8 protein-coding genes are annotated in these 15,124 nt (G+C 44.1%); 3 read left to right on the top strand and 5 right to left on the bottom strand.

What is annotated here, in order from left to right; all coding sequences use genetic code 11:
* Nucleotides 1-573 precede the first annotated feature (573 nt).
* Entirely contained in the window at nt 574-1,776 is a 1,203-nt protein-coding gene (locus tag QUA33_RS04510; protein WP_333146813.1) for a phytochelatin synthase family protein, read from the top strand.
* Nucleotides 1,777-2,005: 229 nt separating this feature from the next.
* On the opposite strand, the gene QUA33_RS04505 is transcribed toward QUA33_RS04510, so the two are convergent.
* The 5 genes from QUA33_RS04505 to QUA33_RS04485 all read right to left on the bottom strand — a co-directional run bounded on the left by QUA33_RS04505 (nt 2,006) and on the right by QUA33_RS04485 (nt 12,167).
* Nucleotides 2,006-5,206 (bottom strand): WD40 domain-containing protein, encoded by a 3,201-nt coding sequence (locus QUA33_RS04505; protein ID WP_333146812.1) that lies wholly within the window; start codon nt 5,204-5,206, stop codon nt 2,006-2,008.
* 35 nt (nt 5,207-5,241) lie between these two features.
* The gene (locus QUA33_RS04500; protein ID WP_333146810.1) at nt 5,242-7,512 is read right to left on the bottom strand and encodes an AAA-like domain-containing protein; all 2,271 of its coding nucleotides are present in this window, start codon (nt 7,510-7,512) and stop codon (nt 5,242-5,244) included.
* 416 nt (nt 7,513-7,928) lie between these two features.
* Nucleotides 7,929-9,287, bottom strand: a complete 1,359-nt coding sequence (locus QUA33_RS04495; RefSeq protein ID WP_333146808.1) for a serine/threonine-protein kinase — start codon at nt 9,285-9,287, stop codon at nt 7,929-7,931.
* Between the two features lie 29 nt (nt 9,288-9,316).
* Complete coding sequence (locus QUA33_RS04490; RefSeq protein WP_333146806.1) at nt 9,317-11,827, bottom strand: ankyrin repeat domain-containing protein; 2,511 nt, start codon at nt 11,825-11,827, stop codon at nt 9,317-9,319.
* Between the two features lie 163 nt (nt 11,828-11,990).
* Nucleotides 11,991-12,167 carry a DUF4058 family protein gene (locus QUA33_RS04485; protein ID WP_333146804.1) on the bottom strand — a complete coding sequence of 59 codons (177 nt, stop codon included), beginning with the start codon at nt 12,165-12,167 and terminating at the stop codon, nt 11,991-11,993.
* A gap of 322 nt (nt 12,168-12,489) precedes the next feature.
* Between QUA33_RS04485 and fbp the strand changes: the two genes are divergently transcribed.
* Complete coding sequence (gene fbp, locus QUA33_RS04480; protein WP_333146802.1) at nt 12,490-13,563, top strand: class 1 fructose-bisphosphatase; 1,074 nt, start codon at nt 12,490-12,492, stop codon at nt 13,561-13,563.
* Between the two features lie 171 nt (nt 13,564-13,734).
* Complete coding sequence (gene tal / locus QUA33_RS04475; RefSeq protein ID WP_333146800.1) at nt 13,735-14,889, top strand: transaldolase; 1,155 nt, start codon at nt 13,735-13,737, stop codon at nt 14,887-14,889.
* The last annotated feature ends 235 nt before the right edge of the window (nt 14,890-15,124 follow it).

Below are 15,124 nucleotides of genomic sequence, written 5' to 3'. Positions count from 1 at the left end.
TGATTGTCGGTATGATCGAATCAATGACGTGGCGATCGGCTAGCTCACTCTTTTAAGATACAAGGGGCGGGTTCACCAACAATCTCAGGCTAAAACCAACCATCTCAAAAACCCGCCCCCACCCAACGGTAAACACTATTAATCAACTGCGACGCAGCCGAAGTTCTATCGGAAATATAGTACCTTTACCAGGCTGCCCAAAACACTTTAAGTCTCCTTTGTGCTGCTCTACAATTATCCGATAGCTGAGAGCAATTATTGACGAGATAGCTAGTTCTGCCAACCAACAAGGGAGCAGAAAGTGGCCCTGTGAGATATAGCGGTTCGAGCTCTCATATGAGGTACGTAGTTGGGCTTCAGCCCTCATAGTTTCAGTGTTGATATAATCTATCAATCATACCTCATCTTTTTGAGAAAGGCTATATTTGCTAATTCCCATAAGCTGTTGTGCATTTTAAATAGGGTGTGAGGATTTGGTGAAAGCGAACAGGGAACGGGCAACGGGCAACCGACAATATTTAATTTAAATGCACAACAGCTTAGCACCACAAGCAATAAAGGTTAAAACACTCAATGTCTGCTCAAGGGTTTTATCGTCGTTCACTCCCCGATTCTGCTATTGCCTTTTCCTCCGTAGAGGGAAAGCAAATATTTCGAGAAGCGTTGGCATTGGGAGGTATGGAAGGGTATTTTGCTCTAGCGGAACAGTTTCACACTCAAGCAGAACCCGCTTTTTGTGGATTGGGTAGTTTAGTTGTGGTTCTTAATGCCTTATCCATCGATCCGGGTCGCATTTGGAAAGGGGTGTGGAGATGGTATGGAGAGGAATTTTTAGACTGTTGCTTACCTCTTTCAGTCATTAAAGAAAATGGTATCACCTTTGATGAGTTTGTCTGTATAGCACGTTGCAACGGTGCTGTTGTAAAACCTAATCGTTACCACCAAAGCAGCTTGGAAAACTTTCGGCAAGCAGTTGAGGAGGTGAGTGCGGCGTCAGGTGATATTCATCTAGTTGTTTCCTACAGCCGAAAGGTATTGGGACAAACGGGTGATGGTCACTTTTCACCAATTGGTGGCTATCATCCAAAGCGGGATCTAGTTCTTCTGCTGGATGTTGCCCGTTTCAAATATCCACCTCACTGGGTTTCTCTGCCTTTGTTATGGCAAGCGTTTGAAGCTCTCGATCCGGTCACTAATCAATGTCGAGGTTATATTTTATTGCAGAAGAGTGAAAGGTTGCCAGAAACCTTCTTTCATGTTGCTTGTGATTTACATCAGTGGCGTAGTGTTGCTCCTTACTTTACAGAAATACTCCCAGATATTCTGAGAAAAGAGCAACCTGATTCCATTGCTTCAGTTGTCAGTACCATCCTGCACCATTTGCCTGTTGAATTCACAACTATGGTGCATACCTCGTCAGAGACGGCAGAGACACTTGAGAAATTACGGGCAGCTATTCAGTTAAATTCACTGTTTGATATTGTTCACCAATGCTTGTCAAGCGATGAGGGGGATGCAATGTCTGTTGTAGGGAAGTGGCCGCAACAGCCATTCGTAGCAGAGATAATAACAGCAATATTACTCTCCTGTCCCGAAACGCTCTATGCGACTCTCAAACCCGAGTTACGACTGTGGTTTAGTGAGGTTCGCCACCTTGAGAAACTACTCCCTCCCTTGGATGTAGAGATATCTAGATTGAGAGAAAAAATGTCAGCACTCCAGGAGTTTTATGTTTTATATTCAAAGGGACATCAGTGTAATATCCCTCAGAGTTAGCACCTACCGCTTTTTGAACTCCCCAAACCTCGACTAACTACAAAAGTGAAAATTAAATAGCAAGATTTAATAATCCGATGCTGGTGCCGGTTGTGGATGAAGATTCGCCGCAGCGAAATATTAGGATTGTGACTGATGCGAGTGAGAAATGGACAACGGAAAAAGTGGAAGTAGTGGTAAAAAAAATGTAGGGCGAACATCTGGCTGGCTGGCTGTTTTTTCCTAAATTCTATTTGATTGACTCTTGGCTGAGGTAATCAGCACATATCTGTTTGTATTCTTCTGCCACTTCAGGATGTGTTTTGAGATAATCCCCGATCCAGTTGCAGCCAAATGCCATTAGTTTATCCAAATCCCAAACCCACAGTTTGATGGTTTTGTCACCGCTAGCGGAAGCCAAAGTCAAGCCATCGGGACTAAAGGCGACGCTCCAAACCGAATTGCTGTGTCCGGTGAGGGTAGCGATGGGTTTTTGGCTTTCCAGATGCCACAGTTTGATGGTGTTGTCACTGCTTGCAGAAGCCACAGTCAAGCCATCGGGACTAAAGGCGACGGAATAGACCGGATTGCTGTGCCCGGTGAGGGTAGCGATGGGTTTTTGGCTTTCCAGATGCCACAGTTTGATGGTGTTGTCAAAGCTTGCAGAAGCCACAGTCAAGCCATCGGGACTAAAGGCGACGGAATAGACCGGATTGCTGTGCCCGGTGAGGGTAGCGATGGGTTTTTGGCTTTCCAGATGCCACAGTTTGATGGTGTTGTCAAAGCTTGCAGAAGCCACAGTCAAGCCATCGGGACTAAAGGCGATGCTCCAGACCGAATCGCTGTGCCCGGTGAGGGTAGCGATGGGTTTTTGGCTTTCCAGGTGCCACAGTTTGATGGTTCTGTCACGGCTGGCAGAAGCCAAAGTCAACCCATCTGGACTAAAGGCGACGGAATAGACCGAATCGCTGTGCCCGGTGAGGGTAGCGGTGGGTTTTTGGCTTTCCAAGTGCCACAATTTGATGGTCTTGTCAAAGCTGGCAGAAGCCAAAGTCAACCCATCTGGACTAAAGGCGACGCTATTGACCGGATTGCTATGCCCGGTGAGGGTAACGATGGGTTTTTGGCTTTCCAAGTGCCACAGTTGGATGGTTCTGTCACGGCTTGCAGAAGCCAAAGTCAACCCATCTGGACTAAAGGCGACGCTATTGACCGAATCGCTGTGCCCGGTGAGGGTAGCGATGGGTTTTTGGCTTTCCAAGTGCCACAATTTGATGGTCTTGTCAAAGCTGGCAGAAGCCAAAGTCAAGCCATCGGGACTAAAGGCGACGCTCCAGACCGGATTGCTATGCCCGGTGAGGGTAGCAATGGGTTTTTGGGTTTCTAGGTGCCACAGTTGGATGGTCTTGTCAAAGCTGGCAGAAGCCAAAGTCAAGCCATCGGGACTAAAGGCGACGGAATAGACCTCATTGCTATGCCCGGTGATGGTAGCAATGGGTTTTTGGGTTTCTAAGTGCCACAGTTTGATGGTGTTATCACTGCTTGCAGAAGCCAATCTCTTGCCATCGGGACTAAAGGCAACGCTTCTGACCGAATTGCTGTGCCCGGAGAGGGTAGCAATGGGTTTGTGGCTTTCTAGGTGCCACAGTTGGATGGTGTTGTCACTGCTTGCAGAAGCCACAGTCAAGCCATCGGGACTAAAGGCGACGCTATTGACCCGATTGCTATGCCCGGTGAGGGTAGCGATGAGTTTTTGGCTTTCCAGGTGCCACAGTTTGATGGTGTTATCATCACTTGCAGAAGCCACAGTCAAGCCATCGGGACTAAAGGCGACGCTTCTGACAGAATTGCTATGCCCTTCCAAATAATTGCGCTCTTTTACTGCGGACACTGCTTGTTGCAGCGCAGCTATCACTCGTCCTCTAATATGTTTTGTCGTCTCCGCTGAAGCATCTAGTTGTTTGAATGCTTGCCCTGCCTTTAATGCTTCCAACAGTGCTTGGAATGTCTGTCCTGAACGAAATGATTCATTAGAAAAAGCACTTTCCTGGATGACATTTGCTAAATTCTGAGCTTGAGTGACTTTATAGGTGGCTAATTGCTCTGCTTTAATTAGCGTCTGATTCGCTTCAGTCAAAATTTTATTCGCTTGTTTTTGTGCTTCTAACTCTCGTTCAACTTCCAGTTGTTGGACTTCCCGACTGGCATTTAAAAACTGATAATCCAAATCGCTCAAACTTTTATCGGCTGCCCAATTTTGAGCATCTTGCAAGGCTTGACCCCGCAACAGTCGCGATTCATCTTGGCAATCAGAATCTTGCCAAGCTTTAAAACTTTCGCTGTAAGGGCGGAAATTCGCTAATTGTTTTTCCACCCAATCAAGGTTAAAAACCGATTGATAAATCCGGTTATAAACTTTAAGTTTGCCAGACTGCTTAACCACCAACCCAGTCAATCGTAGTTCCATTTGTTCGGGACTATCATCAGTCGCTATTTCATTGTGCTGCAAAATTTGCTGATATAGTCCCAATAACCTACTTGCCCGTTGTTCGCTGCGTAAAATGCGATCGCGAATCGTCTTTAAATGCTCTGGTTCATCCTGCCCTTCCCAATTTTCAATCACCTTTTCTCGGACTAAATCTCCCACCCACTCAGCAGGATTGTGAATTGAGGCAGAGTTGGCATTATCGAGCAGTATTTTACAAAGTTTTTGTGTTAAAAATGGCTGTCCGCCCGTCCAATATAATACTGCTTCTAACAAAGTTTTAGAATTTTCTACTTGAGTTTCTAACCCAACTGCCAAAGGTTGGGCTTCGGCTAATTGAAACCCCGTTAACTCTATACCTCGACCAATATTAAAAGGAGTGCGTCGCTTGTCTTGAATTAAATCTGATGGAGTTGCTACCCCTAACATCGTAAATGTTAATCGACGATAGTCGGGTTGATCAGCTCGATTATTATAGCAATCACGAATTACAGCAAAAAAATCTTCTATTTTAAAACTTAAACTCATTAAACTGTCCGATTCATCGACAAAAATTACTATATCTTCTGAGATGTTTTTGAGTAATACTTCTTCAATAAATTTACTAAATCGTTTAACATTTGATAGTAAGCTGTTCTGCTCCCACCATTCATCTAAATCAAAAACGTCATACAAATCTAATCGGCTGACGATGCTATCAATCACGCCTGCATACCACTCTTCTGGCGTAATATCTGAGGTGCCAATTTCTGTGATATCAATGCTACTACAGGCGATTCCCTCTGCTTGTAACCGCTGCATTGTCCGCACTCGCAGGGATGATTTTCCCATTTGTCGGGCATTAAGAACATAGCAAAATTCTCCGGCTTTTAAAGCTTGATAAAGTTCTTCATCCGCCTTTCTAGTGACATAAGTTGGGGCGTTTGCTGGCAGGCTCCCTCCAACTTGATATTGATAATCTTTCATAGGTCATTGTTAATTTATATATGAAAATCCGAGAATCAAGGAATCAATTTGTACAGCCGTACAGGTTCAGAAATTCCCTTTAACTGTTGCATTCCTAAGTCAATCACATTTAAAGATAAATGGGTTTTAACGACTTGATAAACTGTTTCAGAAATACAGATTCCTCCTGGCTGTGCTTTCCCTTCTAAACGAGCCGCTAAATTTACACCAGCCCCTCTGATATCATTATTAAGAGAGAATATTTCCCCCAAGTGAATACCAATCCGGTGTTGGAGGACATGACTCGGAGGTAAGCTTGTAGCAGCTTCGGCGAAATTTCGTTGTATTTCTAGCGCACAGGCGACTGCTTTTACGGCACTTTCGGGAAAGCAAATTAATAAACCATCGCCCATTTCTTTAAGGACTTTGCCTTGATGTTTAGCGCAGATGCCTCGGATGATGTTGAAATCTCGATTCACTAATTCTAGTGTCAGCTTTTGGTTGGCAACTGATAAGGCGGTGGAATTAACGACATCCGAGAAAATAATAGCTGCTAAATTACTCTCTACGTGCAAGCTTGATTGGTTATTAATTTGTTGCACAGCAGTCATATTCTGTTGGGGAGAGGCTAGGCGATGGCGAAAATATTCACGATACAAACCACACAATGGCATTACAGCATTCCCCTGAAATTTGATCAACCCCATGCTTCGCAATTTAAAAGCCTCTCCCGTTTTTATCTCTACAGGTTGTTCGCTGTTAATCACTTGTCTAATTGTTGCTGCTAGTTCTGTATCTGTTTCCAAGTTAACTAAATGCCGTCGTAAATGATCGTAGTAAGGGCCTTCTTCAGTAGGAGCGACTTCTAGCAAGCGCTCTAAGGTAATTCTCCCCCTGGCAATTTGGTAGAGAGCAACTCGCACTAAATAAGGATGACCGCCCACCATTTCCATCAGGTCACAAATCTCTTGATTTGACCAATTTAATTGGTGTCGATTCACTAAATCTGTTACCTGTCTCTGATTGAGTTCAGGTAACTCTATGGGCAATCCCACGTTAAATGGCGACTGATTAATATTGAGAGGAATATAAACTTCTTGAGAGTGACAAATGACTAACCTTAGCTTTTTCCAAATTTCCTCATTTTTCCCCCGCTCGTGCCAAGCTCGTAATAATCCAAAGAAGTCGGTGGCTATTTCCGAATGCTGAAAAATCCGATCGACTTCATCTAACCCTAAAACAAGAGGCAGATCGCTGTCAGATAGTAGATAGCGTTGGAAATACTTGGTGCTTTTATTTTTACTGCCGAGAACGCCTTTCCAATATTCTCCTAACCTGTCTTCTAAATTTAATTCATTAGTAATCTCACCACAAAACCACTGCAACAACTCATCAAGATTGGTGAGAAAACAGCCATCTGCCCATTGAAAGTTTAAATAAGCCGTTTGATATCCCTGTTCCTTGGCGCGGTATAAAATTCGCTGCACTAAGGAAGTTTTTCCCATTTGCCGGGGCGCTTTGATTCGGATTAAAGCTCCGGGCTTAACAATAGTTTGGTAGCAGTCCGATTCAATGGGAGGCCGATCGATATATAGGGGTGAATCTAAACTCACAGAACCTTCGGGGTTGTCTAAGTTGAGAAGAGAAACGGGAGGTGCGGCGATCGATCGCGCATTTTCGACCACAGGCGACGACTCCTCAACGATATCGCTAGAAGGATCGGGCGATCGATCTGATTCTTCAGAAAAATCCGACTTCTTCTTTAATACCGGCGTAAGTTCTTCGGAAATTCCTGCCATGCTGATGCTAACGCAACCCAACTTATAGGCACGTTCGATCGACTCCCCCGCCGCCAAGGTATCGTAAAAACCTACAGCAAATTCTCGTGCGGCGTTATCTCCCACCGTTTGCTTCATGCCGATCACGTAGGGAATGTGACGTGCGATCGCCTCAGCTTGCACTTCTGAATAGCAAGCGTTGAGTATGACGCACTCCACGTACTCCTTAAACGCCTCAAACAAAGCTGCCAAAGCTTTGGCATTTACCAGCTTAATCTGCCCCATGTCATCTTCTAGGGCTAAACCCCCTTCTCCTGCACCATGCCCAGAAAAATGCACAACCTCTGGTTTATAATCTAATATTGCTCGCTGCATCTCTCTTGGCGTCACCGCCCACTGTTGCTCAAGTTGAAACTTGTCGCCCTTTTGAGAGCGTTGCAACCCCTCTGCAATTTCCTTCGCCTCTTTCTGTAAGTCCACAGGGGTGGTATTTTTGGGGTTGGCTGCTAAAAACAGGATAGTTTTTTTATTTCGAGTAGAAATACTCATCAATCGAACCTTCACGCTTAGGAGATACTGGAGCTTAAGCACACTACCCCAGTCAGGGCGAGATATTTCTTGCCTTGACGGTATTTAAGCACAAACATCTTTATTTTTGTTGGTCAGTCAATTGGCAGAAAGGAGCACCCTGACTCAAGCATAACCAATCGACAAGGCGATCGCTACTCTCAACTAATCTTTTTAGCTACGTATTCAACAAGTGCGATCGGCTTCCCCTTTTGCAGTCCTATTTCATAAATATCGAGATTCTTTATATTTTTATTTTCATGCCCGAGCCAGGATTTTTTGATGATTATTATTGCCTAAATTAGTACATAAAATCTTCTATACTTCCGCATTTATTTAACCCACGCACTCCGAAAAAAAACGGATTTTTGATCGACTCTGTGGATATCAACAATGATTTATTTTAGTTTACTTAAACAATCACTCAATTCCCCTACCAACCATTCTTTCTCAGCTTGCGGCAAAAATAAGCCAAAACAATAGTTACGCGACTTGGTGCGAATCCGGCAAAAAGTTATCGATATTTTGAGCAATGGCAGATGAATTCCACTCCACTTTACCCGCTGGATATGTTGAGGACTGATTTGAATTTTCCGAGCGAATCGACGATCAACAATCCTACACAAGCACCTACACAACCACATCAAAGCATAAAATAGGGTAAATGTTGTTATACCCAGGATTGATATAACAAAAGATCGCTCATATAATGTCAATAGCCAGTCGGTTAAAGTGTATTCAAACAAGCTACATAGCAAAAATCCCAGAATCAAAGAGAATGGAAGTAAAACTTTATAAATAAAATGAATGAATTGGAAAAAACATTTGAGTTTGCTAGGTGAAAGATCGGGGTGTATCTTGATTAATAACCACCGTTTAGTGTCAATTAAAGTAATTCGGGATTGGGGCGATCGCTTAAACATTTTTTCGCGATTAATCCCGCTTGGCTGTTCCCCTCGCAACGCTGATAAAGCATCTTTTGCTGAGTCAAATCTATCTTCAATTGCGGGTTCAATTATCTTCTCTAACCAGTTGGCAAACTCTGGAGAAATAGAGACGCGATCGCGGAATTTTATCTTCTGCTTTTGTCTGGGTAAATCGGATGGAAATTTCTGGGTTAACAGGAAAAGCAGCGTTGTTCCTAATCCATACAAATCTGTTGATAATACAGCTTTTCCTCTGAATTGTTCTGGTGCCATGTAACCGTAGGTTCCGACAACGGTACTGCCTCCAGTAACGGTATGATGGTAAGTATTTTGAACTGCGCCAAAATCAACTAGGAAGACTCGCCCATTTTTTTGCAGAATAATATTTTGGGGTTTGATATCTCGGTGGATAGTAGGAGGTAACAGCGATTGCAGATAAACTAGAATTTCTAGCACTTTAGAGGCGATATGACGGACTTGCGCTTCATTGGGTTTCCAGCCATTTTCTATTAACTGTGCGAGAGATTTTCCAGGTGCGAGTTGTTGGGCGATATAAAAACAACGATCTTGGGAAGTATCAACTTGAAAGTAGTCAATGTAGCGAGGAATTCCCGGATGATTCAATCCCGATAAAGTTTTTGCTTCTCGTTCAAATAACTCGACTTTCTTCCATTCAGTTGTCAGACGCAGGGATAAAGCTTTGAGTGCAACTTTTTGATTGCTGTTTAAATCTACAGCAGCATAGGTGATTCCAACTCCGCCCTGTCCTAATTTGCCGAGAATGCGATATCTTTCAGCAAGGATTTTTTCCGATTGTTGTAGTGTTTCCATATTGTTATGCCTGGGTTGATTTTGGATAATTAGTCTGTTGCACCGCGATCTCTGAGTATTTTGGCTGCTGCTTCTCGGTCGGGGTTCCAGTTGGTTTCTGCTATCTTTAGCGGTGTCTCGCCATAGCAGTTGGTAGTGTTAATTTTTGCACCTTTAGCAAGTAGCAATTTTAAGATTTCTACCGTGCCATAATGTGCTGCTTTATGCAGTGGAGTTGTGTCACATATATCTCTGTTATTGACATCTGCACCGTTTTTAATTAGCAGTGCAGCAATATCATTGTGTCCGATCGCGATCGCTTGATACAATGGAGTTTGACCGTTCTCATTTCTAACGTTAACCCTTGCGCCATTAGCAATTAGCAGTTCAGCGATATCTTGAGATCCTTGAGCAACAGCAAGATGCAGGGGAGTTTGAAGCAAGTTATTTTTGGCATTAACGAATGCACCTTTGGCAATGAGTTGTTTGGCTACATCCTCAAGTTTGAAATCGACAGCGATATGCAGTAAAGTTCTGCCTTCTTTGTCTTCACTATTAACATCTGGGTTTTTACTAATTAGCAGCGCCACTGTATCCTGAAGTTTCAGGTCTACGGCGATATCCAGTGGAGTTTTTGTTTGATTATCCTGGATATTAATTTCTGCACCTTTAGCAATCAGCAATTTTAAGATTTTTACACTGCCATAATGTGCGGCTTTGTGCAGTGGAGTTGTGCCAGATCCATCTATATTATTGACATCTGTACCGTTGTTAATTAGCAGTGCAGCAATATCATTGTGTCCGATCGCGATCGCTCGATACAATGGAGTTTGACCGTACTCATTTCTAGCGTTAACCCTTGCACCATTAGCAATTAGCAGTTCAGCGATATCTTGAGAGCCTCGATCGACAGCTAGGTGTAACGGAGTATTTCCAGATTCGTCTATAGCGTTGATATCCAGCATTAGCAAAGCAGCAACTTCTTTGGTGGCTGCATAGTGCAGTGGAGTTCTTTTTATACCATCTCTGATAACAACATTTGCGCCGTCTTTAATTAGCTGTTGTACCAACTCCTTAAAGCCTATTTTTGCTGCGTTATGTAATAAAGTTGTACCCTTGCCATTTCGGGCATTGTCTTCTTTGATGTTAATTTTTGCGCCTGCGGCGAGTAGTATCTTTGCGATCGCCTTCGATCGCGCCGTATGTAGAGGAGTCATGCCATTTTTGTTTTTGGCATTGACATCCGCACCTTTAGCAATCAGCAACTTAGCCATTTCAGGCGATCGGGCAAAGAACAGAGGAGTTCTATTAAAATATTGACTTCCTGTCCAGGCGTTAATATCTGCACCTTTAGCAATTAGCGTCTGTGCCACTTTTATGCGATCGGACACAGCAGCGATGTGTAATGGGGTCCAGCCACATCCACCCTTAGCGTTGACATCTGCACCTTTGGCAATTAACAATTCTGCCACCTCTTTTGAGCCAGCAAAGTGTAGTAAATTTTGATCGCCTATCCTGCTATTGGCACTAATACCAAGATCCAGATAATGCCTAACAGTGTTAGTATCTCCCTGTTCGACAGCCTTGACAACTGCATTTGGTGTAAATCCAATCCGGTTAAGGATGGGATATTTAAAGTGATTTAAAACAGCAACAGTAGCAATAGCAGCAATTCCTATTTTTAGGCGCTTTTTCCATTGCGTCGGATTGGATTTAAGGTTAACTATTCGAGGATTGCGAAGAGATTCAAGCGCTTCTTTTGCCGATCGAAAGCGGTTTTCTAAATCTGGCGCTATCATCTTTTTTAACCAATCGGCAAATGCTGAAGAAATCTGAATTTGAGAGCGAAAATCTCCCTCTAGTATATTTGTTGGTAATTCGGCCGGGGAACGGTGGGTTAGTAAATACAACAAGGTCGCTCCTAAACCATATAAATCTGTTGCAGGTACGGCTTGTCCGAGAAATTGTTCTGGAGCCATATAACCATAGGTTCCAACTACGGTACTTCCTCGCATTAAAGTATTGTAATAAGTGTTTTGCACTGCTCCAAAATCTACTAAGCAAACTTCCCCGTCTTTTGGTTGGTGGGAATTAATGGGGGATTTAAAAACAATATTTTCTGGTTTAATATCCCGGTGGATAACAGGTGGTATCTGTGAATGGAGATAAACCAAAATATTCAAAATTTGTGTGGCAATGCGTTTAATTTCGGACTCACTAGCGTGCCAGCCACTTTCGACTAAACTGGCTAGAGATTGCCCTTCTGCCAGTTCTTGTACTATATAAAAACAACGGTTATCGGGAGTATCGACATAAAAATAATCCAAATAACGCGGAATTCCCGGATGATTCAATGTTGATAAAACATTGGCTTCTCGTTCAAAGAGTTCCAGGACTTTCCAGTCATTCATCTTCTGTAAAGACAAAGCTTTGAGTGCGACTCGCTGGTGTGTTTGGAGGTCAACGGCTTCATAAGTTGTGCTACTACCGCCTTCTCCGAGTAGCTTTTTAATTTGATAGTCTTTGACTAAGTTATGGGGAATTTGTTCAACAATATCCATAGCATTCTCCTGGGTTGATGAGTGCCAAGAAACATTTTCTATTTGGGTTTTTACAACCCAAATGTTGAGAAATTTATGCAATGTAATTTGAGTGTTTGAGTATATTTCAAACAAGTCAATAGAAAAGTCAATGACTGACTCTTTATATTTGCTTAAATTTCAATTACCGTATTTCTATGGATAGCTTACCCAGAATTTTTGAGGGGCATATCACCTTTGGCGAAAATTTACGTACGGGATATCGATCGTAATTGAGCCGATAATCATAGCCGACGCGATCGTAAATGCCTGCAAGCAATTCCGGCAAATTAACAATAGGTTCTACATCTTCTTCGCGCAAAGGAAGTTGTCGGTCTTTTTGAGATGCTAGCCAACGTTGGTAGGCTTCTCTATCGCCACTTTCTCTCTCAGCGCCCTCTGCGTCCTCTGCGGTTAATCAAAAAAAGTAGTGATTTTGGATACAATTCCCGACTCAACAGCCGATCGCACTCCTCAATTTTCGGTGGGGATCTAAAATTCACCTAAAGTTCGACGCCCTTTGGCAAAACCCTCCCTAAGATAGAAGTTAGGGGACGATCGGTCTAATAGCCGATTCAGGGGCAAGTGTCAAGCACCTGAAAATCCCAAACTCAGAGCCGCAAGACAGGGAGGTTATCAATATCATGGTACAAGCGCCGACAGGGGAAACCCGCCTGGGCCCGATCGATCAGGTGCAAGCCTTAGACCGCGATTGCACAACCCTATCTCGTCACGTACTCCAGCAACTTCACAGCTTTTCAGCAGATGCTCAGGATCTCAGCGCCCTGATGAATCGCATCGGACTAGCTGCCAAGCTGATCGCGCGGCGACTCAGCAGAGCCGGATTAATGGCAGATGCCTTGGGGTTTACAGGGGCTACGAACGTGCAGGGAGAATCCGTCAAAAAGATGGATATCTATGCCAATGAAGTGTTTATCTCGGTCTTCCAGCAAAGTGGACTTGTCTGTCGCTTGGCTTCCGAGGAAATGGAAAAACCCTACTACATTCCCGAAAATTGTCCGATCGGGCGTTACAGTCTGCTCTACGACCCCATAGACGGTTCTTCCAATCTTGACATCAATCTCAATGTCGGCTCCATATTCAGCATCCGCAAGCAAGAGGGCGACGATGCAGATGGCTCTGCTTCTGACTTGCTGCAACACGGACGCAAACAAATTGCCGCTGGTTATGTACTCTACGGCCCCAGTACGATGCTGGTTTATTCGATCGGTCAGGGCGTTCATTCCTTTACCCTCGACCCCAGTTTGGGCGAGTTTATTCTAGCTAACGAAAACATTAAGGTTCCCGATCGCGGCCCGATTTACAGCGTTAATGAAGGCAACTTCTGGCAGTGGGAGGAATCTTTGAGGGACTACATTCGCTACGTACACCGCAGCGAAGGCTACACCGCCCGGTACGGCGGGGCTTTGGTGGGAGATTTCCACCGGATTTTGTTCCAGGGAGGCGTGTTTTTGTACCCCGGAACGGTGAAAAAACCGGAAGGCAAATTGCGTTTGCTCTACGAATCGGCTCCTTTGGCGTTTTTGATGGAGCAAGCCGGCGGGCGCGCCAGTACGGGGACTCAAGACATCTTAGACGTTGTGCCGACCCAACTGCACGAGCGATCGCCCTTGATTGTCGGCAGTAAAGAAAATGTAGCGATGGTGGAGTCTTTTATTCAAGATCGATCGCGCAATCCTAGAAAACTTGAAGAATGAAGTCATTAGTTATTAGTTATTTGTTATTGGTTATTGGTTGTTGGTTATTAGAACCAAAAAATCACAACTAACAACTAACAACTAACAACTAACAACTAAGCAATGCCCAATGCTTTTAGACCAGAGCCTAAATTCCCAATTAACAGCTATCAAATTGTAGGAGTTACAGTAATGACAGCAACGTCAACGAATCACCTGTTAGAAATTAAAGAAATTGGCCAAAGTATCTGGATGGACAATTTGACTCGCGATCTGATCGAGTCCGGCGAACTCAAAAAGATGATTGAAAGTAGGGGACTGCGCGGGATTACATCTAATCCGGCTATTTTTGAGAAAGCGATCGCGGGTAATGTGATTTACGACGCAGATATCGAAGCCGGCATCCGGGCGGGTAAATCTGTAATGGAGATTTACGAATCTCTGGTATTTGAAGATATCCGCAACGCTTGCGACATCTTCGCTCCAGTTTACGCAGAGTCGAAGGGTTTGGACGGGTACATTAGCATTGAAGTGCCACCGACGATCGCCAACGACACAGAAAGCACGATTAGCGAAGCCATGCGCTATTACCAAGCCCTCGGCAAAGAAAACGTGATGATTAAGATTCCGGGAACCGCTGAAGGTTTGCCCGCAGTCGAGCGAGTCATCAGCGAAGGCATTAACGTTAACGTGACTTTGCTGTTCTCAGTTGACAGCTACGTCGAAACCTTCTGGGCTTACATTCGCGGTTTGGAAGCGCGGGTGGCTAAAGGTTTGGATGTGAGCAATATTGCTTCTGTTGCCAGTTTCTTCTTGAGCCGGATCGACATCAATATCGATGGCAAGATTGACGAGAAACTCAAAAATGTCACAGATATTTCCACAAAAGCTAAACTGGAAGCAGTGAAGGGGAAAATTGCGATCGCCAATGCGAAGATAGCTTACCAGAAGTATAAAGAGATCGTAGCGAGCGATCGCTGGCAAGCATTAGCGGCTAAAGGAGCGAAAGTGCAGCGCTTATTGTGGGCTTCCACCAGCACCAAAAACCCCAACTATAGCGATGTGATGTACGTCGATGAATTAATCGGCCCCGACACCGTTAACACTTTGCCACCGAACACCGTTGAAGCTTGTTTCGATCACTGCGATGTCGCACCCCGGATTGAGAACAACGTTGAAGAAGCTTACACCCTGATCGAAAGTCTCAAAGATCCCGACATAGACATCAACTTGGACCAAGTGATGGCAGACTTGCTCATCGACGGGATTGAGAAATTCGTCAATCCGTTCCAATCCCTGATGGATTCCTTGCAAGAGAAAGTCCAGAAGTTGTCACCCGTCGCTTAGGCAGATATCTGTATCCTGAAAGGCAGAAGCATTTAGGAATGGGAGTAGATAATTATTTGGGTTCTTAAAGGCTGAGTTTTAAATCCTGTCTAGGAATTTTGAGATAAATGGGTGTCAGAGTTCCTAGAGAGCAAAATCATCTGCCTCCTCTAGCAGTATTAAGAATCGATTAACTCTCTCACCCAGCAACTAGCAGAAATGACCGCAAACTATCATGGTGTCTTGGCAGGGTTAA

Source organism: Microcoleus sp. Pol14D4 (assembly GCF_036701245.1).
GTDB lineage: Bacteria > Cyanobacteriota > Cyanobacteriia > Cyanobacteriales > Microcoleaceae > Microcoleus.
The sequence above is the reverse complement of the archived record's forward strand: the minus strand, read 5'-3'. Positions and strand labels throughout refer to the sequence as shown.

Bases quoted from the DNA above. Each gene is read 5' to 3' on its own strand.
- QUA33_RS04500 (WP_333146810.1), bottom strand. From the start codon at position 7,512: ATGAGTATTTCTACTCGAAATAAAAAAACTATCCTGTTTTTAGCAGCC.
- QUA33_RS04495 (WP_333146808.1), bottom strand. From the start codon at position 9,287: ATGGAAACACTACAACAATCGGAAAAAATCCTTGCTGAAAGATATCGC.
- QUA33_RS04490 (WP_333146806.1), bottom strand. From the start codon at position 11,827: ATGGATATTGTTGAACAAATTCCCCATAACTTAGTCAAAGACTATCAA.
- tal (WP_333146800.1), top strand. From the start codon at position 13,735: ATGACAGCAACGTCAACGAATCACCTGTTAGAAATTAAAGAAATTGGC.
- fbp (WP_333146802.1), top strand. From the start codon at position 12,490: ATGGTACAAGCGCCGACAGGGGAAACCCGCCTGGGCCCGATCGATCAG.
- QUA33_RS04505 (WP_333146812.1), bottom strand. From the start codon at position 5,206: ATGAAAGATTATCAATATCAAGTTGGAGGGAGCCTGCCAGCAAACGCC.
- QUA33_RS04510 (WP_333146813.1), top strand. From the start codon at position 574: ATGTCTGCTCAAGGGTTTTATCGTCGTTCACTCCCCGATTCTGCTATT.